The sequence below is a fragment of the Geobacillus sp. CAMR5420 genome (assembly GCF_000691465.1).
In the GTDB taxonomy this organism is placed as follows: Bacteria; Bacillota; Bacilli; order Bacillales; family Anoxybacillaceae; genus Geobacillus; species Geobacillus thermoleovorans.
Genome location: NZ_JHUS01000029.1, coordinates 1 through 20,925 on the forward strand (window position 1 = coordinate 1; position 20,925 = coordinate 20,925).

The following is a 20,925-nucleotide window of genomic DNA, read 5'->3' on the forward strand; positions in this document are numbered from 1 at the left end:
TCACCCTCTCCTACTCGATTGCTCTATATACGTGCTGACTGCTTCTGCTGCACGATAGGTTGTGCCTATCTTGAAGACAGACAACCTTTTGGGTCAGCCCCTTTTGGTTTGCTGACCGACGAACGTCATTTCAACGTCGCCGGCGCCGCTTCCCCAGCTGAATGGTCGGCGGCTTTTACCGGCGCGCGGCGGGTGCGGAGCGCCAAAAGCAATAAATAGCTGAGCACACCGAACAGGCAGGAAATGAAAAAGGCATGCGCCAAGGCAATGTATAAATTCAGCTGCGTAAAAACGACAAGCGCTCCAGTCGTCATTTGCGCGAGCACGAGCAAAAGGGCGATGAGCCATCCGTAGTAGATGACCGGCTGCCTGCGGTAATGGCGGACGGCATGTATCGCGGCGGCGGCGATCCAAATGATGATGACAGCAGCGGCCAATCGATGGCCCATCTGCACCCATTCATGAAACTGAACCGGGAGGAGGCGCGTTTTCGCGCAAAGCGGCCAGCTCGGACAAGCGAGGCTGGCGTTCGTATGGCGCACGAGCGCTCCGGTGTAGACGACGATGTATGAGTATATGGTGATGCCGTAAATATGAAACCGCATTTTGCCGTCAAGCGAAAGCGAAGCGGCGGAAAACGTTTTGTCGATTTCAAAAATCAATAGCGTCAATAGCAGCACAGCGGCAAACGAAATGAGCGAAATGCCGAAATGCAAGGCGAGGACGAAATCGGACTGCCCCCACACGACCGCGGCGGCGCCGATCAGCCCTTGCAAGACGAGAAAGACAAACGATATGACCGCTAAAAACTTCGTCTCCTGCACATGGCCAATGGCTCTCCATGCCCAGATGGAAAGGATGAGCACCATGATGCCGGCAAGGCCGGAAACGAGTCGATGGCTCAGCTCGATGATGAGCTCAGGCGTAATGTGATCCGGCACCCATTGGCCGTTGCACAGCGGCCATGATCGGCCGCATCCCATGCCGGAGCCGGTTTTGGTCACAAGCGCTCCGCCAATTAAAACAAACAACATTGCCAACGTGGTTGCCGAGGCAAACCATTTCAGTGAACGTTGCAAAATCTTCACCTTCTTGTATTGAGAAATTGTGATTTTGTCCATATTAGTAAAGTGATGGATTTTATTGCAGCCAACCGTGTCGCTAAGCCAAGTCTATTTTACACGATGGCGCCGGGAAACACAAAATGACGTTTGCATATTGAATAAGTCGATTAAGTTTGCTAGAAATATTAATGGGACAAGCGAATGAACCGTTTGGGGCATACGGATTCAAAAATTTGACACAAATTATTCAAAAAAAGTTCACATGATGAGGAAAAAATGTGATTTAATATAAAGAGGAAACAGCCCGTTTTTGCTATTTGGCGTTGGAAAGAATTTCAGGCAACATCACGGCGCCGGCCGGGCAAGGAGCGGCGCAGCGAGGAGGAACAGGAGACATGGCCGAATTGAAAGCGGTGCACCAGGATGCGGCCGATGCCGGGCATCGCTCGCATGTGAGCGTCAAGGCAGTTTGGAGAGAGTTGTCGTCTGTTGTGAAAATCGGAATCGTCAATTCCAATTTGATTACGACGTTCGCCGGAATGTGGCTGGCGTTTTATTTTACTGGGGAACACTTTTTGGAGAACCTGCATCTTGTCTTTTTCACACTGTTTGGAGCAGCGCTTGTCATTGCGGGTTCATGCGCCATCAACAACTACATTGACCGCGACATTGATCAATATATGGAGCGGACGAAAGCACGCCCGACCGTCACCGGGACGATGGATCCGCGGCGGGTGCTTTGGCTTGGGATTGGTCTTGTCGCAATCGGCGAGATGGGCCTGCTTATGACAACGGTTACGGCTGCCGTCGTTGGATTGATCGGTATGGCGACGTACGTCTTTTTATACACCCTTTGGACGAAGCGCCATTACACGATCAACACCGTTGTCGGCAGCATTTCCGGCGCGGTGCCGCCGGTTATCGGCTGGACGGCGGTCGATCCGGAGTTTCATATTGTTCCGCTCATCTTGTTTTTGATCATGTTTTTATGGCAGCCGCCGCACTTTTTGGCGTTGGCGATGAAGCGATGCGAAGAATACCGTGCAGCCGGCATCCCGATGCTGCCGGTCGTCCATGGATTCGCCATGACGAAGCGGCAAATCATCGTTTGGGTGGCATGTTTGCTGCCGTTGCCGTTTTACTTGTTCTCGCTTGGCGTTCCATTTTTAATCGTGGCCACGCTGCTCAATGTCGGCTGGCTGCTGCTGGGATTGGCAGGTTTGAAAATGAAAGATGACATCAAATGGGCGAAGTGGATGTTCGTCTATTCGCTCAATTACTTGACGATTTTGTTCGTGGCGATGATCATCGCGACGCTTTGGTGAATTAAGATAAAATTCTTTCTTTAGTGAAAGAATTTATATACATTTATCCATCAAAGAAAGAGGGGTTTGATTAGGCTATGAACAAGGGGCTCTGTAACTGGCGCTTATTTTCCCTGTTCGGGATGATGGCGCTGTTGCTCGCCGGTTGCGGCAAACCGTTTTTATCGACGCTCCAGCCCGCCGGTGAAGTAGCGGACATGCAGTATTCGCTCATGTTGTTGAGCACATCGATCATGGTGCTCGTCATTGTCGTCGTGGCGATCATCTTCGTTTACGTTGTCATCCGCTTCCGGCGGCGCAAGGGGGAAGAAAATAAAATCCCGAAGCAAGTGGAAGGAAGCCATAAACTGGAAATTATCTGGACTGTCATTCCGATCATCCTCTTGCTCATTTTGGCCGTGCCGACGGTATCAACCACGTTTAAACTGGCCGATGTCAAGGCGATGAACGACAAAAAACGAGATAAGGATACAGTTGTCGTCAATGTTCGCGCCAACCAATACTGGTGGGAGTTTGAATATCCGGATTACGGCATTATCACGAGCCAAGATTTGGTCGTGCCGACGAATGAAAAAGTGTATTTCAACTTGATTGCGTCGGATGTCAAACATTCGTTCTGGATTCCGGCGGTCGGCGGCAAAATGGATACGAACACCGACAACAAAAACCAATTTTGGCTTGTTTTTGATCAAAAAGCGACCGATAAGGCCGGCGGCGTCTTTTACGGCAAATGTGCGGAGCTTTGCGGTCCGTCCCATGCGCTGATGGATTTTAAAGTTCGGCCGTTGCCGCGCGACCAATTTGACGCCTGGGTGAAAAAGATGCAAAATGCGAAAAAACCGGTTGTCACCGATCCGGTTGCCAAAGAAGGGGAAGCGATTTTCAATAAAAGCTGTATTGGCTGCCATGCGGTGACGCCTGTGGACAAGCGTCCGGTGCAAGCGCGCACGGCGCCGAACTTGGCGAACTTTGGCGATCGCGAACGAATCGCCGGTATTTTGGAGCATAACGAAGAAAATCTGAAAAAATGGCTGAGAGACCCGAACAGCGTGAAGCCTGGAAATAAAATGGCGGGTACATATGGCCACTTGACGGAAGAGCAAATTGATGCATTGACGAAATATTTGATGAGCTTAAAAGTGGAATAAAGCATGAGAAGGAGGTTTCACCGTGAGTACAATCGCGCGCAAAAAGGGTGTTGGCGCCGTTTTGTGGGATTATTTGACAACGGTCGACCATAAAAAAATCGCCCATCTGTACTTGATTGCCGGCGGGTTTTTCTTCCTGCTCGGCGGTCTCGAGGCGTTGTTCATCCGCATTCAGCTCGCCAAGCCGAACAACGATTTCCTTGTCGGCGGGTTGTATAACGAAGTGTTGACGATGCATGGGACGACGATGATTTTCTTGGCTGCGATGCCGCTTGTTTTCGCCTTTATGAACGCAGTCGTGCCGCTGCAGATCGGCGCGCGCGACGTCGCGTTCCCGTTTTTGAACGCTCTTGGATTCTGGATGTTTTTCTTCGGTGGTTTGTTTTTGAACTGTTCATGGTTTTTAGGCGGCGCACCGGACGCTGGTTGGACGTCGTATGCGTCGCTGTCGCTTGACTCAAAAGCGCATCATGGCATCGACTTTTATACGCTCGGGCTGCAAATTTCCGGCTTCGGAACGATCATGGGTGCCATTAACTTTCTTGTGACGATCATCAACATGCGCGCTCCGGGCATGACGTTTATGCGCATGCCGATGTTCACATGGGCGACGTTTGTGACGTCGGCGCTCATCTTGTTTGCGTTTCCGCCGCTTACGGTCGGCTTGATTTTCATGATGATGGATCGATTGTTTGGCGGCAACTTCTTTAACCCCGCTGCCGGCGGCAATACGATCATCTGGGAGCACTTGTTCTGGGTGTTCGGCCATCCGGAAGTATACATCCTTGTCTTGCCGGCGTTCGGCATTTTCTCGGAAATTTTCGCGACGTTCTCGCGCAAACGCCTATTCGGTTATTCGTCAATGGTGTTTGCGACGGTGCTTATTGCTTTCTTAGGGTTCATGGTATGGGCGCACCATATGTTCACGGTCGGGATGGGGCCGATTGCGAACGCCATCTTTGCCGTCGCGACGATGACGATCGCCGTTCCGACAGGAGTCAAAATTTTCAACTGGTTGTTTACCATGTGGGGCGGAAGCATCAAGTTTACGACGCCGATGTATTATGCGGTCGCCTTCATTCCGTCGTTCGTCATGGGCGGGGTGACCGGGGTCATGTTGGCGTCGGCGGCGGCGGACTATCAATACCATGACAGCTATTTCGTCGTTGCGCACTTCCATTACGTCATCGTCGGCGGGGTTGTGTTCGCTTTGCTCGCGGGCACGCATTATTGGTGGCCGAAAATGTTTGGCCGCATGCTGAATGAAACGCTCGGCAAAATTACGTTCTGGCTGTTCTTTATCGGGTTCCATTTAACGTTCTTTATTCAGCACTTCCTTGGTTTGACAGGGATGCCGCGGCGCGTGTTTACGTATTTGCCGCATCAAGGATGGGAGACTGGCAACTTGATCAGTACGATCGGCGCGTTCTTTATGGCGGCCGCCACGGTCATTTTGCTCATTAACATCGTGATTACAACCGCAAAAGGAGAAAAAGTGGCGGGCGATGCGTGGGGCGACGGCCGCACGCTCGAATGGGCGATCGCTTCGCCGCCGCCGGTGTACAATTTTGCCCAACTGCCGCTCGTCCGCGGGCTGGACGCTTTCTGGCTCGAAAAAATGGAAGGCAAAAACGAATTGACGCCAGCCGAACCGCTTGGCGACATCCATATGCCGAATTCGTCGTTCCTGCCGTTTGTCATTGCGTTCGGTCTGTTTGTCGCCGCCTTCGGCTTTACGTATCATAACGATGCTGGATGGGGCTTGCCGGTCGGCATTCTCGGCCTGCTCATTACGCTCGGTTCGATGTTCTTGCGCTCGGTGATCGATGATCACGGCTTCCACATCCATAAAGAAGAAGTGCTTGAACTTGAGAAGAAGGGGGCGAACGCCTGATGCATGCAGAGGAAAAATTGACGGCCGAGACGTTTCCGGCCGCGCCGGAACGCGCCACCCTTGAGGGGAAAAATAAGTTTCTTGGCTTCTGGCTCTTTTTAGGCGGAGAGACGGTGCTGTTCGCCTCTCTCTTCGCCACCTATTTGGCGCTCAAAGATAAAACGAACGGCGGCCCTTCGGCGGAAGAACTGTTCCAAATGCCGGTCGTGTTCATGGCGACGATGCTGCTGCTAACCAGCAGCTTGACGAGCGTGTATGCCATTTATCATATGAAAAACTTTGACTTTAAAAAGATGCAGCTCTGGTTTGGCATTACCGTTTTGCTTGGCGCCGGCTTTTTGGGCTTGGAAATTTACGAGTTCAATGAATATGTGCATGAAGGCCATAAGTTTACGACCAGCGCTTTCGCTTCAGCGTTCTACACGCTCGTTGGCACGCACGGAAGCCACGTCGCGTTCGGGTTGCTTTGGATTTTGACGCTCATGATTCGCAACGCTAAGCGTGGGTTGAATTTATACAACGCCCCGAAGTTTTACGTCGCGAGCCTTTATTGGCACTTCATCGATGTTGTCTGGGTGTTCATTTTTACCGTTGTATACTTGATGGGAATGGTGGGGTGAACGTATGGCGAACCAAACGAATTCAGGAAATGAGCGCATCGACTTAGCGTATCGCCGCCGGAAAAATGCGGAAGAAATGCGCCATCAAATGATTGCATTCGTTTTGATGATTTTGTTGACGCTCATTGCCTTCGCCGCCGTTGGTTACGAAGAGTTTTCCCATTGGTTTGTCGTTCCGTTTATTTTGCTTTTAGCCGCCGTGCAGGTCGCATTTCAGCTGTATTATTTCATGCACATGAGCCATAAAGGCCACGAATTCCCGGCGATGTTTATTTACGGCGGTGTGGCGGTTATGCTTCTACTTGTTTGGGCGTTTACAACAGTCGTTTGGTGGTAAGAAAAGGGGGAATCGGTTTTTGCACCGGTTTCCCCTTTTTCAATAGCCTTGGCGCGGCGTCGTATAGTATAATGGGAAAGGACAAATCAGGAGGGGATTCGTATGTTTCAATCGCTGCAAATGTTTGGCCCCGTTGCCCTTTGGAGTCCGTTTTTTTTGCTTATGTTAGCGGCGGTTGCGTTGCTGTACATGGGGATCACCGGGCCATGGCGGCAGCGTTTCGGCCTCGGTGATGCCGTTTCGGAGAAGCAGAAAGCGTATTTTTTGACCGGGATTGCGCTTCTTTATATATGCAAAGGGTCTCCGTTGGATTTGATGGGCCATTTGACGTTCACCGCCCATATGGTGCAAATGGCAGTGCTGTATTTGATCGTGCCGCAATGTTTTATTTTAGGCATTCCGGCGCCGCTTTATGAGCGAGCGTTCCGTTTCGCAGCAGTGCGCCGCGTGTTTCGGCTGTTGACAAAGCCAATTGTGGCGTTGCTGCTGTTTAACGGCTTGTTTTCGCTTTATCACGTTCCATTCATTTTTGACGCTGTGAAAATGAATATGTGGCTGCATGCGTTTGTTACCTCGGTCATTTTCGTTGCCGCGTTTTGCATGTGGTGGCCGCTTGTCAACAAGCTGCCCGATTGGCAAACGTTGTCCGGCCTAAAAAAAATGGGTTACATTTTCGCTGACGGCATGCTGTTGACCCCGGCTTGCGCGCTCATCATTTTTACCGATACGCCGCTTTATGCGACGTATACTGACCCGAAAGCATGGATGGCCGCGCTGGCTCTATGCGTTCCTCAAGGGACGCTGGCTTCGCTTGATTTGACCGGGCCGCAAATGTTTTTATCGATGTCGCCGCTCCATGATCAGCAGCTCGGCGGAGTGTTGATGAAAATCATCCAGGAAATCGTGTACGGGACGATGCTGTTCTTCATCTTCACCGAATGGTATCGGAAGGAGCGGGAGAAAGAGCCAAGCATGGATATGGAGCCGCGGCCGACCAAACTGTAAAGCGCGGTTGGCCGCCAACGATGAACAAAGAAGAAAGGGAGAGAAGCGATGGCCGTTTTACCGACAATCAGCACGAGCTGCATCGTGATCAGCGCTTTGCTTGTTGCTTATGGGTGGTATTTGATCAGCCGCAGGCGGATCGAAGCGCATAAAAAGGTGATGCTGACGGCAGCGGTGTTTGCTTTGCTGTTTTTCACCATTTACATGTCGCGGACGTTGTTTATCGGCAATACGAGCTTTGGCGGGCCGGAGAATGTCAAAGTCTATTATACGGTGTTTCTTATTTTCCATATCATGTTGGCGACAGTGGGCGCCGTATTTGGCCTTGTGACGATCTGGACGGGGCTGAAAGACAGCCACTCCCGCCATCGCCGGCTTGGGCCGATCACCAGCATCATTTGGTTTGGCAGCGCCTCAACCGGGGTCGTCGTCTATTGGCTGCTTTATGTCCTCTATCCAGGGGGCCAAACGACGTCGCTCATCAAGGCGGTGCTCGGTTTTTAACCGGCGGGCAAGGAGCAAGGGCAGCGGCGGTTGCATAGCATAGAATACAACACGCCTATATAGACGTGATTTTGTGCAGCGGGGGGGAAGGCGGTGAACACGTTTCGCTATCGGAAACGGAGCGCCGTAGAGGCGACGCTATTGACAATTGTCATGATGTGTGTGCGCGGCCAGACGGAGGTCGCCCTTGACGATTGTGAGGTGTTCATCACCGTTGCTCAAGGCGGGCGGTGCCGCGTCACGGTAAAGATGTCCATTCGATATGGGGCGCCGGTGATGGAAGTTTGCCGCCAGCTGCAACAGCATATTGCCGAGGAGATCGCCGCGATGACGCCATATGTCGCCGAGGCGGTCGACATTGTTGTCAAACGGCTTGTCATGCCGGAAAAAAACGCATGAGAACCGCGCTCTCATGCGTTTTTTGATTATTCTTTGATTTTTTCAAGCTCGCTTTTGACCTGCGCCAACACGTTTTGGCATTGGCTGACAAGAGAGGACGGAAAATGCTCATCATCGCCGTATTCGACGCCGTGTGGATAGTAATGTTTCCCTAAAATCGGCGTGAGCAGCTTAATGAGTGCATAGCGCGAATCGACGTTTCCCTCAATGGCGTATCCTTGAACGCGCAAATAGTAGGTGCCTTCTTTCACGACGTATTTCCGGTCGTATGTGACCCGTTCATAATCCCATTGCGCCGCGCGTACAAAGCCGAGGCGCTCCATAATGTCATCAAGGCGGGATAGTTCGACCGTCTGATTTTCCAGTCCGGTATTTTCAAACTTCATCCTTCTTCCTCCTAACAACACAGTATGTAAAAGCGCCAAACAGGAAATCATCCCCTCATTTATAATAGTACGAAAACGGTTTGCTTTTCAACGAATTGTTTGCCGTTGTTTCCGTTTCGCTCGCATTTTTTTGTGTGATCCGGCGCACAATACGGGTAGAAAGGAGAGACGAAGAATGCAAACGGTACGGGACGTCATGTCAACGGATGTGCAATATTGCACCCCCCTTGACAATCTCTACGAAGCGGCGGTAAAAATGCGCGATTTCAACGTTGGGGCGATTCCGATTGTCGATGACGGCCGCCTTGTCGGAATGATTACCGACCGCGATATTGTCGTGCGCGGCATGGCTGAAAAACGTCCTGGTTCGACTGCGGTGACGGAAGTGATGAGCCGCGATCTCGTCACGCTTTCTCCGGACGATTCGGTGCAAAAGGCAGCAGATATGATGGCACGTCACCAAATTCGCCGCCTCCCGGTCGTAGAAAACGGGCGTTTGGTCGGCATCATCTCGCTCGGCGATTTGGCGACGAACCGCTATTCTGATGAACGCGCGGGTCGTGCGTTAAGCGAGATTTCCGAACAAGACGCCATCCATTGACAAATGCAACGGACACGGCTTCTTTCGAGGAGGAGCGCTCTTTTTGGGTGTCCTCTTTTTTTTGCCTCTAAAAAACGGCTATAATGGCAATAAGGAGATTGCGCAGAAAGCGGGAGTTGCCGTGTGAAATGGTTTTTCCTTTTTTTGTTTTTCTTGATTGGATTGTATTATTTTGTGCCGAGTCCGCCGCCCCCGAGCCCCCCGGAGCAGCCAGAGACGAATCGATACATGTTGAAAGAGCCGAAGGCGACGGCCGGCATCGTTGCGTTGATCGGGCAATCGGCGCAAGAGGCGAAAAAACTGTTTGGCGCCCCAGACCGAATCGACCCGTCAGCTTACGGATATGACTGGTGGGTGTACAGCCGTCGACCCGAGTCGTACGTGCAGATTGGCATCTTGCGCGGTCGCGTCGTCACCGCCCTTGTCGGCGGAGAGAAGGTGAACGTTGAACCGTTTGCGGTCGGCCAGCGGTTGCAGACGATTTTTCAAACGATGCCGGTGCTATCGAACATTGAGATTAAGCTAGGCAACGGGACATACCGGTTTGAGCTGTCTGAACAAGATTACTCATCAAGGCCGGTTGTCAAAGTTGGCAGCGTCTACGCTCAGCTGTATGTTGACCGCTTTACCGGCGAGGTGGCGGCGATCCGCCTGATGGATGCAGAAACGTTCGTCAAGTTGCGGCCGTACGAGCTCGTTTACCGCGGCAGCCTGCCGGCGGCCGCGCCGCTGTCGGAAGAAAAGCGACAGGCTGTTGATGCGGCCAACGCGAAGCAAATTTTTGACTGGACGAATTTGATCCGCCGTCGCCATGGGCTTTCCTCTCTCATGTGGGATGACAAGGCCGCTGCCGCTGCGGAAAAACATAGCCGAGATATGCATGATCACCAGTTTTTCTCCCACGAGTCGCCGCAGTATGGCGATTTATCGAGGCGGCTTGGCGCGCTTCACATTCCGTTCCAGCTTGCCGGGGAAAATATCGCCGCCCATCAAGTCGATGGCGTTGAGGCGACCATCGGATGGCTGAACAGCCAAAACCATCGGAAAATTATGTTGAACGAAGAGTTCACCCGCTTGGGCGTTGGCGTCTACGCCGATTACTATACGCAAAACTTCTTTACGCCGCTCTAAAAATTGGGCGCACCTCTCTTTGTTGGATGCGATATGATATGGCAGATAGGCATGAGTGGACGAAAGGGATGAGAACCGCCATGGTCAAGCCTCTGCATCCTTCCGTTGAACAGTTTAAACAGTTTGTGAAAAAACATCCAAAAATCATCCAAGAGGTGCGCAGTGGCAAAAAGACGTGGAAACAAGTGTATGAGGATTGGTATTTGTTCGGGGAAGACGATGACATATGGGAGCCGTATCGGGAAACAAACGGTGCGGCAAAAGAGGAGGAAAAAGGAACGAACAAATGGCTCGATAAGCTCGCGTCTATGCTTGGACAGATCGATGCAGCCGATGTGCAAAAACATTTGGCGAACGTCCAGCAGGCGATCGCGGCGATCCAAAGCATTCTTTCCGAATTTCAAGGGGCCGGTCAAGAACAAAGAAACAAAGAAGCGCATCCGTTTTCGTTCCGCAAAGATTAAAGGGTGGTGGCGATGAGGAAAGATGTATGGCAATATGTACAAGGAACACCGATGTTGCGCGCGTTTTTGCGCGAACAGCCGCGCTGGTACCGGCTCCTTGCCCGCCGTCCGCATGAACTGTCGACGTTCCAATTGGCCGCCTTGCGCCACTATGAGCTGACGATCCCTGACAAAGTGGAAAGAATCTCCCAATCGTTGCAAATGGCGTCGCTTATGTGGCAAATGTTTAAAGCCATGCGCGACTAATCGGGCGGCCAATGGCAAAGACTAGTTTCGAAAGGGAGTGATGTCTTTGCCAAAGTGGTTTGCATGGTTTGCGGCTGTCATATTGCTTGCGGCGTATGCCTTCTTTGAGCCGGCGCCGTCGTCCTCCGCTCACGCCGAAGCAGTGGGCGGTTCGCTTCAGGTGAAGCATGAAGTGAAAGGAAGCGACGTATTCATTGAATGTGTTGCCGTCCACTTTCCGTTCCGCAAAGGGAGCGGCGGCGGACACATTAATGTCTATGTCAACGGGCAAAAAATGACGGAAGTATACACGGCCGCCTTTATCGTGCGCGGTTTGCCGAGCGGGAAACATACCATCCGTCTTGAGCTCGTCTACAATGATGGGAAAGCAACCGGCATGACGCACGAATTTGACGTCGCCATCCGATAGAGATGACGACGATCGTTTAAAAGGCGAACAGAGGCGATTCGGCACAGTCTGGATCGCCTTTTTTGTTTGCTTCTTTGCTATCTCTTTCCTTTTCATTTTCTTTTCGTTCATGGTATGATGGATAATGGAGGTGCCATTTGGTGAAGATTGCGACTCTCGAGCGCATCGAGATTTTAGATAAAGCAGAAGCGTTGGCCAAAATGATTGTCGAGTCGGACGTGGCGGACGAATACCGCCGCGCCTTTTGGCGGCTGAAGCAAGACCGCCGCGCCCAGCAGCTGATCGCTCGCTTTGTCAAGCTGAAGGAGCGCTACGAAGAAGTGCAGCGCTTCGGAAAATACCATCCTGATTACCGCGACGTGATGAAAGAAGTGCGCGAAGCGAAGCGGGAGCTCGATTTGCATGAGACGGTCGCCGCCTTTAAGGAGGCGGAGAAGGCGATGCAAGAGTTGCTTGATGAGATCAGCGTGCTGATCGGCAAAGCGGTGTCCGAACATGTGAAAGTGCCGACCGGAAATCCGTACTTTTTGTCGGCGGGCTGTTCCGGTGGCTGCGGGGCGGGCGGAAGCTGCGGCTGCCGCACATAAAAAAGGGGAAGGGACTATGTTTCCAAAACGGCAAGGGATTATCGTTTGGCTTCATTCGCTGAAATATGGGAAACAGTTGCGCAAGTTCGGCAACATTCATTACATTTCCAAACGGCTGAAGTATGCTGTTCTGTATTGTGATATGGAGCAAGTCGACCATGTAATGAAAAAGCTCGCCTCGCTTCCGTTCGTCAAGCGGGTCGAGCCGTCGTACCGCCCATTTTTAAAACTGGAATTTGAATCGAAAGGGGAGAAGGAAAAAGACTCCCCGTATCCGCTTGGATGAAGGAAAACAGCGGGTCGAAAAAAAGCCGGCACCGGCTTTTCGACCCGCTGTTTCTTTGTTTACTGCAGCGGCGGGATGAAGCGATTCATCCGCATAATGCCGATCAAATGTTGGTAATATAAATCGGGTTCAGCGAACATCGTCGATGGCTTAACATCAAGGTGAATGACGTCCATGCCCAGTTCCTTTGCGGTTTCCATAAATAGTTCGTACCGTTTGTTTGGCTTGACGGACGGATCGGGAATGCCTTCACGGCAAATGTAAAGTGGTTGGAAATCGCCGGGATCCGTCGGATGAAGGACAACGGCCAAGGAGACGACCGCCTGGCCTTTTTTCACCGTATGAAAGACAAAGAATCCGGACAAACGATGGCGGTTGGCCTTCGCCAATGCAATCAGCTCATATATATCGGAATATCCTTCGCCAAGTTCGATAAATCGTTGGATCATGAATCGTTCCCCCTTGCAAGCATCGTCCACCCTTAACTTTACCGGCCATCTTCGCGAATTGCAATCAAAAAAAAACCTTGCGGAAATGAATCCGCAAGGCCCTTTCCAGTTCCTTGCCTCCGCGCAGGGCGGAACAAGGATCGGAAAGAATAAAGAAAAGGGAGAGGAGAAACCGGAGGAAGAACTTATGGGGAAACGTAAGTCTTCTCCGTCACTGGCAACAACGCGTCAAGCGTGTTGCCATTACTCATTATGGACCGTTTGCCGATTTCTATACATGAATGGCGAAAAAATTCCGTAGTTTGACGATCATCAACTTTATGGTAAGATTACCATGAAAACAACGAATCAAATGGATGACAAGGCCACCTTGAAACGGTGAATTGGGTGAAGGCGATGAGAGTCATTTCCGGGACATGCAAAGGACGGCGTCTGCAAGCGGTTCCAGGGATGTCGACGCGGCCGACGACCGATAAAGTCAAAGAAGCGATATTTAATATGATCGGGCCATATTTCTCAGGCGGCAACGGTCTTGATTTGTTTGCTGGCAGCGGCGGCTTGGGCATCGAGGCGCTCAGCCGAGGAATCGAGCGCGTCATTTTCGTCGATCAAGACAGGAAAGCGGTGCAGACGGTCCGAAAAAACGTGGCGGCCTGCGGGCTTGAGAAGCGGGCGGAAATTTACTGCAACGACGCCGAGCGGGCGCTGAAGGCGGTAGCGAAGCGCGGCCTCCGCTTTGCGGTTATTTTCCTTGATCCGCCGTACAAAGAGAAACAGTGGCCGACGTTGCTGTCGTCGATCGCCGGGCGTCAGTTGCTGGAACCGCACGGCGTCGTCGTCGCTGAACACTCGGCGGAGGCGGAGCTGCCGGAGGAGGTCGGCGGCCTGACACGATGGAAGCGGGAAACATACGGTATCACCGGTGTGACGATTTATAGATGGGAAGGGGATGGAAGCGATGGCGAGCATTGCGGTTTGCCCCGGGAGCTTTGACCCTGTGACGTACGGGCATTTGGATATTATTAAACGAGGGGCGAAAGTGTTTGATCAAGTGTATGTGGCGGTGTTGAACAACTCGTCGAAAAAGCCGCTGTTTACTGTCGAGGAGCGGATCGAGCTGCTTCGTGAGGTGACGCGGACGCTTCCGAACGTCCATGTCGAAGCGTTTCACGGCCTGCTTGTTGATTACGCCCGCAGCAAAAAAGCGAATGCCATTTTGCGCGGCTTGCGCGCTGTGTCCGATTTCGAATACGAAATGCAAATTACGTCGATGAACCGCGTTCTTGATGAAAACATTGAAACGTTTTTTATGATGACGAACAGCCAGTATGCGTTTTTAAGCTCGAGCATCGTCAAAGAAGTGGCGAAATACAACGGCGATATTTCCGAGCTCGTGCCCCCGGTTGTTGAGCAGGCGCTGAAGCGGAAATTTGCGTCCACGGCCGCTGATTGACGCTTCCTTATGAAAGCCGCTTAAGCGAACATTGCAGTCGGCGCCGGCCCGGTTTTGCCGTCAAGGGCGGCTCACGGCTGAGACGACGCGAACCGCCCCGATGGCTTTTTGCTGCCAAAAAGCTGGGCGCTCAAGCGTCTTATGAGCGCCCGCGCGATTTACTGACCGCCTTGATGACGAGCCATATATAAAGGCAAAGGAACAACAGTGTCAGGAGCGGCCCGTATTGCTGCAGCAACCGCCAGCCTTCATTCCAAGCGCTGTCTTTTGCGGCGTGAAGAAACGCTGGGATGTGGGTCGGCATTCCGCCGGCTGTTTTGATGTACAACGGTTTCCAAAGCAAGTATGTAAAGGAAGCGGCAAACACTCCGTGCAGCAAGCGCGCGATGAAAAACGGCTGAAAGCGGATGTTCGCTTCGGCGAGAATGCTGGCGACTTGCGCTTGGACGGAAAAACCGCCAAAAGCGAGGACGAAGCTTGTGGCCACTGCTTTTTCCATCAGCATCGCCTCATCGGTCTGACTGATCATTTGGCTGCCGAGTGTAATTTCAAACAAGCCGGAAAACACTGGGATGTCAAGCTGCTCCGGCAGCTGGGCAAGGCGGAGCAGATGGCGCAGCAATGGGGCAAGCTGTTCGGTCAAATGCATCATATACAGAAGTTTATTCATAACCGAAAAGAGAATAATAAAACCGCCGATCATTAACAGTGTTTGGACAGAAGAGCGCACGGCGTCGCCAAGAAGTTTGCCAAGCGGCTGTTCGTTTTTCAGTCGCGTGCGGTGCAGTGTGCGCAGCGCATACGGGAGCGAAAATGAGCGTGGCTGCCGCTTCGATTGCCTCCGTTCTTTTCGGATGCCGTGAAAGCGCATGATCAGCCCAACGCTAATGTTTCCTAAATAGTGGGAAACGGCCAGCACAAGGCCGAGTTGCGGGTTGTTGAAAAATCCCGCTGATACAGCTCCAAAAATAAAAAGTGGGTTGGATGAATTGGTGAACGACGAGAGCCGTTCGGCTTCAATCGTCGTCAGCTGTTTTTCCTGGTACAGGCGGGCGGTCAGCTTGGCTCCAGACGGGTAGCCGGACGCCATTCCCATGGCCCAGGCGAATCCGCCGACGCCCGGGACGCGAAACAACGGGCGCATGAGCGGCTCGAGCAAGACGCCAAGGAAGCTGACGACGCCGAAGCTGATGAGCAGCTCCGAGACGATAAAAAACGGCAAAAGCGATGGAAAGACGACCTCCCACCACATATTTAAACCGCGAATGGACGCTTCAAGCGACTGTTTTGGATAGCAAATGAGCGAAAACGCAAACAAGGTGGCGGCGGAAGCGAGCAATACGGTTTTCCATTTCGCCCCCCAATTTTGTTTCACTTTTCCCCCCCCCTTTTTTTTGCCGTGCGGTTTCTTGTAGTACAACCTCATATAACCTAATATACGAGCATAGGGGGGCGTTTTAGACCATAAGATGAAAGCGGATAGCGCTGCGACAAAGGGGGGAGGAGGCGTGCCGCCAAAAGTCGGATTGGCGCTCGGGTCGGGAGGAGCGCGCGGGTTCGCCCATCTTGGGGTATTGAAAGTGCTCGAGGAGGAGCATATTCCGATTTCCTATTTGGCCGGCAGCAGCATCGGCGCGCTCGTCGCCGTCCTTTACGCAAGCGGCCATGGCCTCCATCGTCTCTATCGGTTGGCTCAATCGTTTCGACGCAACGATTTTCTTGACTGGACGGTGCCGAAAATGGGACTGATCGCTGGCGAGCGCATCACGCAGTTTATTCGCTTGTTGACGAAAGGGAAACGAATCGAGGAGATGTCCCCGCCTGTGGCTGTTGTCGCCGCTGATTTGCAGACAGGGGAGAAAGTCGTGTTTCGGCAAGGGGAAGCAGCCCAGGCGGTGCGGGCGAGCATCTCGATTCCTGGCATTTTTGTGCCGGCGGAGGTGAATGGCAGACTGCTTGTCGACGGCGGCGTCGTTGACCGGGTGCCAGTGTCGGTCGTCCGAGCGATGGGAGCGGATATTGTCATCGCCGTCGATGTCTCTCCGCTCAACACAAAGGCGGAAATTGCGTCGATCGCCGATGTCATTTGGCAGAGTCTCGATATTTTGCAAGCGGAACTGGTAGCTCACCGTCAGCTCGCCTCAGACGTTATGATCCGGCCGCGAGTCGAACAGTATAGCTCGCGGGCGTTCAAGGATATTGAGGAAATCATCGCTCGCGGGGAAGAGGAGGCGCGGAAGCAAGTGGGAGCGATCCGTCAAGCGATCGAACAGTGGAAGGAGCCATCACACGAATGAAAAAACGGACGTATATTGCCCTGTTTTTCTTTGGCGCCGCCCTCACCTTTCTGCTTATTTTTATGAAGCTGCCGTATTATGTGACGATGCCGGGAAGCGCGCAAAGTTTAAAGCCGCTCGTTCACGTGGAAAACGGCGACCGCGATAAGGGAACGTTTATGCTTACGACGGTGCGGATGGGGCGGGCGAATGTGATAGCGTATTTGTTTGCCCATATCCGCCCTTTTTATGAGCTTCATCCGGTCGAGGAAATCAAGCAGGAAGGGGAGAGCGACAAGGAATATACGATGCGCCAGCTTGAGCTCATGGAACAGTCGAAGGAAGCGGCGATCGTCGTCGCTTATCGCCACGCCGGAAAGCCGGTGTCGTATGAACCTCATGGCGTTTATGTCATGAGCGTCCTCCCTGATATGCCGGCCGCCGGCCGTCTAGAGACCGGCGATCGCATCGTCGCGATCGACGGAAAGCCGCTCGGCACATCGGAGCAGATGGTCAACTACATTCTCGGAAAACAAGCGGGTGATCGCGTCCGCGTCGCATTCATTCGCGGCCGGAAGCGGCAGGAAACAGAGCTCGAGCTGAAGCCGTTTCGACAGCACCCGAACCAAGTCGGCCTTGGGGTGACACTCATGACCGATTATGACGTCCGCACCGACCCGCCGGTTGACGTGGAGTCGGAACAAATCGGCGGACCGTCGGCTGGGCTCATGTTTTCACTTGAAATTTACAACCAACTTGTCGATGAAGATATTACAAAAGGTCATAAAATCGCTGGCACCGGAACGATTGATCTTGACGGAAACGTCGGGCCGATCGGCGGTGTTTCGCAAAAAGTCGTGGCCGCTGACCGCGAAGGAGCCGAGGTGTTTTTCGCCCCGAACGAACATGGTGCGCCGACGTCGAACTATCGCGAGGCGGTGCGGACGGCGAAAAAAATCGGGACGCATATGAAAATCGTCCCGGTCGATACGTTCGACGAGGCAGTTCGTTATTTGCGTTCGATGCCGGAAACGTAAATCGGCGCCGTGGCGTATTCTTCTTTCAGCGCGGCGCTGTAGAGCGGCTCCGGAAAAGCGGCGGCGTACACAGCTGCCGCTCTTTTTTCTTGCTCATAAAGAGAGTCGCCGTTGAGTTTGGATGCTCTGGCGACGAGCGGGAGCGCAGCGCTTTTTTTCACCTGCTTTAAGTAGCGGCGGCCGGCTTCACTCATGCCGAGCAGCCGGATATAGGTCGGGTTGGCCGCTTTGGCTTGCTCCTCCTTTGTGAAATTCGTCAACACATGCGCACATAGGCGTTGCAGCCTTGTCCAGGTGTATCGCTTCGTTTTGACGGCGGCAATGAAGGCGGCAAACGTTTCGGCGTGGGCGATGTGTTGCTTCAGCCGGTGTTCGATCCCTTCCTCCACGCCGGCGATGCGGCGCAAGTCGGCCTCTGTGGCGGTCAACAGCCGATATTTTAGGAGCGGAAAATACACTTCCCAATCGTGAAAGCGCCCGTATGTCTCCCGATATTGGCGGAGTTGTTCGAGCGCAGCGGGCGGAACGTACGCCGCGATCGACTCGAGACGACCGGTTTGTCGCAATGTTTTCCGCAGGCTGGTGGCGCTCGCAATCGACGGGTGGGAAAATGATTCGTCATGATAGCCGGCGGCCAGCCGCGGAATCGTGCGTGGCATCATCGCCAGCTTGTTTTGCCAAATGGCTTTCACATACGCAAAACCAAGCACGTTGTTTGGCTTGGACAAATCAAGCGGAGCGGCGCCGAACTTTTGCCACGCTTCAGCGGCGGCTTTCGGAAAGCTTTGTCCGCGCGCCAGCCCGGTGCGGATGAGGGAATCGAACGTTTCCTTCTGTTCAAGCCATGTTTTGGCCGCGGATAAAAAAGCGGAAATTTCCCCCGATTCGCTGCCAAAGCAAAGCTCTTGGCAGCCGATCGCCGCAAGCAGCTGCACCGCCCCATGTGCGAACTGTTCAGCCGCTTGCACAGCGAAGGCGTACGGCAGCTCGATGACCACATCTACGCCGGCGGCGAGCGCCATTTTTGCCCGCGCCCATTTGGAGACGATGGCCGGCTCACCGCGCTGCAAGAAGTTTCCGCTCATGACGGCGATCAAACAGTCCGCATCTGTCTTTTGTCTCGTTTCGTTCAAATGGTGGAAATGACCGTTGTGAAACGGGTTGTATTCCACGATCACGCCGACGGCTTTCACCTTTTTTCGCTCCTTTCATGGCGATTCGCGCGGCTTGGCCGCAACGAAATGGCTGTCTATTCTATCTGAACTTAGTATGGAATAGAAAGCGGCGAAGATCAACGGCAACATGCGGTGAGGACAGCAAAAGAAACGAAGCGGTCGACCGTTTTCCGATGTCCGCGCGCCGACCGTGCATGTTCAAAATGGCATTTGGAAATGATGGGAGTATGCCGTTCTTTTCCCAAGGAATGAGTGGTTGTAAAGAAAAAACATTGACAAAACTAGAAACGAAACGTATAATTTTATTCGTTGCCTTGAGGTGATGATATGAAATGGACGGTCCAACAGCTTCGCCGTTTTCAACATAAGGAAATGGCGATTGATGAGACGGTCGATGTGTCCGATTTAAAACAAATTGACACGTTGATCCGCGATATTTCGCCGGTGCACGTCCGAGGAAAAGCGGATGTCGGGTCGACAAAATTCACGTTTCATTTGACGTTGTCCGGAACGATGGTGTTGCCTTGTTCGCGGACGCTTGTCGATGTGACGTATCCGTTTTCCATTCAGACGACGGAGACGTTTTTTGCGGATGGCAGCGGCATCGTGAAGACCGATGAGGACACCCATATGGTGGCGGGGGACACGATTGATTTGAATCCCATCATCCGCGAGTTGATTTTGCTTGAAATCCCGTTGCAGCTGATCGCCGAAGGACCGGTTGCCGGCGGAGCGCCGCAACATGGGGAAGGATGGGACGTTCTGTCGGAAGAAGAATGGGAGAAAGCGATGCAAGAGCGGGAAAAGAAAGTAGATCCTCGCCTTGCAGGGCTGGCCAAGTTTTTCGAGGAAAAACGAGAGGAATGATCGTGAGTCGGCGTTGCCGGCCGATGGCGCCGAATATTGCGCACCGTCCGGCAGCCGCCTTGTGTGCCGGCGGACGGCGGCCTCGAGGTTGACTGATTCGCCGGCATGGATATGCCAAAATGCGCCCGACAAGGAGGTGGGAATGATGGCAGTACCTTTTAGAAGAACATCGAAAACGAGAAAACGGCTGCGCCGCACGCACTTTAAACTGCAAGTGCCAGGCATGGTGCAATGCCCGAACTGCGGCGAATGGAAATTGGCGCACCGCGTCTGCAAAGCATGCGGAACATACAAAGGAAGAGATGTCGTCAACAAATAATGGCCGACATCGAACGACAGGCTGTCCGAAAAGAGGACAGCCTTTTTGATTGTCTGCAAAAAATCAACGCTGTTCGTCTAGGCGGCAGTTTTTTTCGTCGTGAGGCAGGAAATTGAAGAGAACGCGCCCAATTCATTGATGTGATGAAGAAAGGAGAGACGTGCTGATGGAAGCAATGTTGGAGCATCATGACGGCATTGCACTGTTTACGATTTGCCGTCCAGAGAAACGGAATGCGATCAATTTTGCCGTGATGGGGGCGCTTGAGGAGGCGATGGAACAGGCGGCGGCTGATCCACAGGTGAAAGTGTTCGCCATTACCGGCGCCGGCAGCGAGGCGTTTTGCTCCGGCGGCGATTTGAGCGAGTTTGGGCATTTGCGCGGCACGGAGGCAAGACAGATGCTCATGCGCATGGGAGAGCTGCTGTACAGGCTGCTGACGTTTCCGAAGCTGACGGCCGCCCTTGTCAACGGAACAGCGATGGGGGGCGGCTGCGAGCTGGCGACCGCTTGCGATTTTCGCTTTGCCAAAGAAGGAAGCCGGATCGGATTTGTGCAAGGCCGGCTTGGCATTACAACCGGCTGGGGAGGAGCGTCGATGCTGTTTGCCAAACTTCCGTACGGGCGGGCGCTTGACTTATTGCTGCGCGCCGAGCCGATGACGGCGGAGGCGATGGAAGCGTGCGGTTGGGTTGACGCCATCCTGCCAGCCGAACATTGGCGCGAACAATGGCGTGAACGGCTGGCGCCTTATGCGGAGCGGTCGCTTTCCGTCTTGCAGGCATATAAGGCCGCAGCCGGCGAAAAATGGCGAACAGCTTGGTTTCGAGAGCGGTTTTTCGCCGAGATCGCCCGTTGCGCCGAGCTGTGGGGGTCGGCTGAACATGAACAGGCATTGCGTCCTTTTTTGTGTAAGAAGTAATTTTTTCCTTCTACCGTTTCT

The 20,925-nt window shown here is 53.0% G+C and carries 27 protein-coding genes; 22 read left to right on the forward strand and 5 right to left on the reverse strand.

The window, feature by feature from the left end; translation table 11 throughout:
* Positions 1 to 125: 125 nt before the first annotated feature.
* Positions 126 to 1,079, reverse strand: coding sequence for a heme A synthase (locus DI44_RS11025; protein ID WP_011230580.1), 954 nt, complete (start codon positions 1,077 to 1,079; stop codon positions 126 to 128).
* A gap of 380 nt (positions 1,080 to 1,459) precedes the next feature.
* Between DI44_RS11025 and cyoE the strand changes: the two genes are divergently transcribed.
* The 8 genes from cyoE to DI44_RS10985 all read left to right on the forward strand — a co-directional run bounded on the left by cyoE (position 1,460) and on the right by DI44_RS10985 (position 8,296).
* A complete protein-coding gene (cyoE, locus tag DI44_RS11020; RefSeq protein WP_011230581.1) occupies positions 1,460 to 2,389 on the forward strand; it encodes a heme o synthase in 930 nt (309 codons plus the stop codon).
* 77 nt (positions 2,390 to 2,466) lie between these two features.
* Positions 2,467 to 3,537: a cytochrome c oxidase subunit II gene (coxB, locus tag DI44_RS11015; protein ID WP_033025030.1), complete on the forward strand. Its 1,071-nt coding sequence runs from the start codon at positions 2,467 to 2,469 to the stop codon at positions 3,535 to 3,537.
* Positions 3,538 to 3,559: 22 nt separating this feature from the next.
* The gene (gene ctaD / locus DI44_RS11010) at positions 3,560 to 5,431 is read left to right on the forward strand and encodes a cytochrome c oxidase subunit I (protein WP_033025031.1); all 1,872 of its coding nucleotides are present in this window, start codon (positions 3,560 to 3,562) and stop codon (positions 5,429 to 5,431) included.
* Positions 5,431 to 6,051, forward strand: a complete 621-nt coding sequence (gene ctaE / locus DI44_RS11005) for a cytochrome c oxidase subunit III (RefSeq protein ID WP_011230584.1) — start codon at positions 5,431 to 5,433, stop codon at positions 6,049 to 6,051. Before ctaD ends, ctaE begins: the two co-directional genes overlap by 1 nt.
* 4 nt (positions 6,052 to 6,055) lie before the next feature.
* Positions 6,056 to 6,388, forward strand: coding sequence for a cytochrome c oxidase subunit IVB (gene ctaF, locus DI44_RS11000; protein ID WP_011230585.1), 333 nt, complete (start codon positions 6,056 to 6,058; stop codon positions 6,386 to 6,388).
* 102 nt (positions 6,389 to 6,490) lie between these two features.
* Positions 6,491 to 7,393 (forward strand): cytochrome c oxidase assembly factor CtaG, encoded by a 903-nt coding sequence (gene ctaG, locus DI44_RS10995; RefSeq protein WP_033025032.1) that lies wholly within the window; start codon positions 6,491 to 6,493, stop codon positions 7,391 to 7,393.
* Positions 7,394 to 7,441: 48 nt separating this feature from the next.
* Positions 7,442 to 7,897: a DUF420 domain-containing protein gene (locus DI44_RS10990; RefSeq protein WP_033025033.1), complete on the forward strand. Its 456-nt coding sequence runs from the start codon at positions 7,442 to 7,444 to the stop codon at positions 7,895 to 7,897.
* A gap of 93 nt (positions 7,898 to 7,990) precedes the next feature.
* Entirely contained in the window at positions 7,991 to 8,296 is a 306-nt protein-coding gene (locus tag DI44_RS10985; RefSeq protein ID WP_011230588.1) for an Asp23/Gls24 family envelope stress response protein, read from the forward strand.
* A 26-nt stretch (positions 8,297 to 8,322) separates the two neighbouring features.
* Here DI44_RS10985 and DI44_RS10980 read toward each other — a convergent pair whose 3' ends face one another.
* Positions 8,323 to 8,682, reverse strand: coding sequence for a YugN family protein (locus DI44_RS10980; protein WP_011230589.1), 360 nt, complete (start codon positions 8,680 to 8,682; stop codon positions 8,323 to 8,325).
* Between the two features lie 175 nt (positions 8,683 to 8,857).
* Here DI44_RS10980 and DI44_RS10975 point away from each other — a divergent pair, with 175 nt between their 5' ends.
* The 7 genes from DI44_RS10975 (at position 8,858) to DI44_RS10945 (ending at position 12,406) form a co-directional block, all read left to right on the forward strand.
* Positions 8,858 to 9,283, forward strand: coding sequence for a CBS domain-containing protein (locus DI44_RS10975; protein ID WP_023634054.1), 426 nt, complete (start codon positions 8,858 to 8,860; stop codon positions 9,281 to 9,283).
* A gap of 123 nt (positions 9,284 to 9,406) precedes the next feature.
* Positions 9,407 to 10,414, forward strand: coding sequence for a CAP domain-containing protein (locus tag DI44_RS10970; RefSeq protein WP_011230591.1), 1,008 nt, complete (start codon positions 9,407 to 9,409; stop codon positions 10,412 to 10,414).
* Positions 10,415 to 10,494: 80 nt separating this feature from the next.
* Positions 10,495 to 10,878 (forward strand): YlbD family protein, encoded by a 384-nt coding sequence (locus tag DI44_RS10965; protein ID WP_014195361.1) that lies wholly within the window; start codon positions 10,495 to 10,497, stop codon positions 10,876 to 10,878.
* Positions 10,879 to 10,890: 12 nt separating this feature from the next.
* The gene (locus DI44_RS10960; protein WP_011230593.1) at positions 10,891 to 11,124 is read left to right on the forward strand and encodes a YlbE-like family protein; all 234 of its coding nucleotides are present in this window, start codon (positions 10,891 to 10,893) and stop codon (positions 11,122 to 11,124) included.
* A gap of 40 nt (positions 11,125 to 11,164) precedes the next feature.
* Positions 11,165 to 11,533, forward strand: a complete 369-nt coding sequence (locus tag DI44_RS10955; protein ID WP_031205768.1) for a hypothetical protein — start codon at positions 11,165 to 11,167, stop codon at positions 11,531 to 11,533.
* Between the two features lie 140 nt (positions 11,534 to 11,673).
* Complete coding sequence (locus tag DI44_RS10950) at positions 11,674 to 12,120, forward strand: YlbF family regulator (protein WP_011230595.1); 447 nt, start codon at positions 11,674 to 11,676, stop codon at positions 12,118 to 12,120.
* 16 nt (positions 12,121 to 12,136) lie between these two features.
* Positions 12,137 to 12,406 carry a YlbG family protein gene (locus tag DI44_RS10945; RefSeq protein ID WP_011230596.1) on the forward strand — a complete coding sequence of 90 codons (270 nt, stop codon included), beginning with the start codon at positions 12,137 to 12,139 and terminating at the stop codon, positions 12,404 to 12,406.
* 59 nt (positions 12,407 to 12,465) lie between these two features.
* Here the strand turns inward: DI44_RS10945 and DI44_RS10940 are convergent, their stop codons facing one another.
* Positions 12,466 to 12,855, reverse strand: a complete 390-nt coding sequence (locus DI44_RS10940; RefSeq protein ID WP_011230597.1) for a hypothetical protein — start codon at positions 12,853 to 12,855, stop codon at positions 12,466 to 12,468.
* A 396-nt stretch (positions 12,856 to 13,251) separates the two neighbouring features.
* Between DI44_RS10940 and rsmD the strand changes: the two genes are divergently transcribed.
* Together rsmD and coaD are read left to right on the forward strand one after the other, a co-directional pair.
* On the forward strand, positions 13,252 to 13,848 hold the full coding sequence (rsmD, locus tag DI44_RS10935) for a 16S rRNA (guanine(966)-N(2))-methyltransferase RsmD (RefSeq protein ID WP_011230598.1): 597 nt from the start codon (positions 13,252 to 13,254) through the stop codon (positions 13,846 to 13,848).
* Positions 13,814 to 14,308: a pantetheine-phosphate adenylyltransferase gene (gene coaD / locus DI44_RS10930; protein WP_011230599.1), complete on the forward strand. Its 495-nt coding sequence runs from the start codon at positions 13,814 to 13,816 to the stop codon at positions 14,306 to 14,308. Before rsmD ends, coaD begins: the two co-directional genes overlap by 35 nt.
* A gap of 139 nt (positions 14,309 to 14,447) precedes the next feature.
* Here the strand turns inward: coaD and ylbJ are convergent, their stop codons facing one another.
* Complete coding sequence (gene ylbJ / locus DI44_RS10925; protein WP_011230600.1) at positions 14,448 to 15,683, reverse strand: sporulation integral membrane protein YlbJ; 1,236 nt, start codon at positions 15,681 to 15,683, stop codon at positions 14,448 to 14,450.
* Positions 15,684 to 15,816: 133 nt separating this feature from the next.
* Here ylbJ and DI44_RS10920 point away from each other — a divergent pair, with 133 nt between their 5' ends.
* Together DI44_RS10920 and DI44_RS10915 are read left to right on the forward strand one after the other, a co-directional pair.
* A complete protein-coding gene (locus DI44_RS10920) occupies positions 15,817 to 16,605 on the forward strand; it encodes a patatin-like phospholipase family protein (RefSeq protein ID WP_011230601.1) in 789 nt (262 codons plus the stop codon).
* Positions 16,602 to 17,621 carry a SepM family pheromone-processing serine protease gene (locus tag DI44_RS10915; protein ID WP_015374352.1) on the forward strand — a complete coding sequence of 340 codons (1,020 nt, stop codon included), beginning with the start codon at positions 16,602 to 16,604 and terminating at the stop codon, positions 17,619 to 17,621. The genes DI44_RS10920 and DI44_RS10915 overlap by 4 nt, the downstream gene beginning before the upstream one ends.
* Here DI44_RS10915 and DI44_RS10910 read toward each other — a convergent pair.
* Positions 17,594 to 18,814 (reverse strand): nucleotidyltransferase, encoded by a 1,221-nt coding sequence (locus DI44_RS10910; RefSeq protein WP_014195366.1) that lies wholly within the window; start codon positions 18,812 to 18,814, stop codon positions 17,594 to 17,596. The genes DI44_RS10915 and DI44_RS10910 overlap by 28 nt on opposite strands.
* 309 nt (positions 18,815 to 19,123) lie before the next feature.
* Here DI44_RS10910 and DI44_RS10905 point away from each other — a divergent pair, with 309 nt between their 5' ends.
* The 3 genes from DI44_RS10905 to DI44_RS10895 all read left to right on the forward strand — a co-directional run bounded on the left by DI44_RS10905 (position 19,124) and on the right by DI44_RS10895 (position 20,904).
* Complete coding sequence (locus tag DI44_RS10905; protein WP_011230604.1) at positions 19,124 to 19,663, forward strand: YceD family protein; 540 nt, start codon at positions 19,124 to 19,126, stop codon at positions 19,661 to 19,663.
* A gap of 145 nt (positions 19,664 to 19,808) precedes the next feature.
* Entirely contained in the window at positions 19,809 to 19,982 is a 174-nt protein-coding gene (gene rpmF, locus DI44_RS10900; RefSeq protein WP_011230605.1) for a 50S ribosomal protein L32, read from the forward strand.
* A 166-nt stretch (positions 19,983 to 20,148) separates the two neighbouring features.
* Positions 20,149 to 20,904 (forward strand): enoyl-CoA hydratase/isomerase family protein, encoded by a 756-nt coding sequence (locus tag DI44_RS10895; RefSeq protein WP_033025035.1) that lies wholly within the window; start codon positions 20,149 to 20,151, stop codon positions 20,902 to 20,904.
* Positions 20,905 to 20,925 lie beyond the last annotated feature (21 nt).

Bases quoted from the DNA above. Each gene is read 5' to 3' on its own strand.
- rsmD (WP_011230598.1), top strand. From the start codon at position 13,252: ATGAGAGTCATTTCCGGGACATGCAAAGGACGGCGTCTGCAAGCGGTT.
- DI44_RS10945 (WP_011230596.1), top strand. From the start codon at position 12,137: ATGTTTCCAAAACGGCAAGGGATTATCGTTTGGCTTCATTCGCTGAAA.
- DI44_RS10980 (WP_011230589.1), bottom strand. From the start codon at position 8,682: ATGAAGTTTGAAAATACCGGACTGGAAAATCAGACGGTCGAACTATCC.
- DI44_RS10990 (WP_033025033.1), top strand. From the start codon at position 7,442: ATGGCCGTTTTACCGACAATCAGCACGAGCTGCATCGTGATCAGCGCT.
- ctaE (WP_011230584.1), top strand. From the start codon at position 5,431: ATGCATGCAGAGGAAAAATTGACGGCCGAGACGTTTCCGGCCGCGCCG.
- DI44_RS10960 (WP_011230593.1), top strand. From the start codon at position 10,891: ATGAGGAAAGATGTATGGCAATATGTACAAGGAACACCGATGTTGCGC.
- DI44_RS10975 (WP_023634054.1), top strand. From the start codon at position 8,858: ATGCAAACGGTACGGGACGTCATGTCAACGGATGTGCAATATTGCACC.
- DI44_RS10915 (WP_015374352.1), top strand. From the start codon at position 16,602: ATGAAAAAACGGACGTATATTGCCCTGTTTTTCTTTGGCGCCGCCCTC.
- DI44_RS10940 (WP_011230597.1), bottom strand. From the start codon at position 12,855: ATGATCCAACGATTTATCGAACTTGGCGAAGGATATTCCGATATATAT.
- coxB (WP_033025030.1), top strand. From the start codon at position 2,467: ATGAACAAGGGGCTCTGTAACTGGCGCTTATTTTCCCTGTTCGGGATG.
- DI44_RS10965 (WP_014195361.1), top strand. From the start codon at position 10,495: ATGGTCAAGCCTCTGCATCCTTCCGTTGAACAGTTTAAACAGTTTGTG.
- DI44_RS10955 (WP_031205768.1), top strand. From the start codon at position 11,165: ATGTCTTTGCCAAAGTGGTTTGCATGGTTTGCGGCTGTCATATTGCTT.
- coaD (WP_011230599.1), top strand. From the start codon at position 13,814: ATGGCGAGCATTGCGGTTTGCCCCGGGAGCTTTGACCCTGTGACGTAC.
- rpmF (WP_011230605.1), top strand. From the start codon at position 19,809: ATGGCAGTACCTTTTAGAAGAACATCGAAAACGAGAAAACGGCTGCGC.
- cyoE (WP_011230581.1), top strand. From the start codon at position 1,460: ATGGCCGAATTGAAAGCGGTGCACCAGGATGCGGCCGATGCCGGGCAT.
- DI44_RS10905 (WP_011230604.1), top strand. From the start codon at position 19,124: ATGAAATGGACGGTCCAACAGCTTCGCCGTTTTCAACATAAGGAAATG.
- ctaG (WP_033025032.1), top strand. From the start codon at position 6,491: ATGTTTCAATCGCTGCAAATGTTTGGCCCCGTTGCCCTTTGGAGTCCG.
- ctaF (WP_011230585.1), top strand. From the start codon at position 6,056: ATGGCGAACCAAACGAATTCAGGAAATGAGCGCATCGACTTAGCGTAT.
- DI44_RS10895 (WP_033025035.1), top strand. From the start codon at position 20,149: ATGGAAGCAATGTTGGAGCATCATGACGGCATTGCACTGTTTACGATT.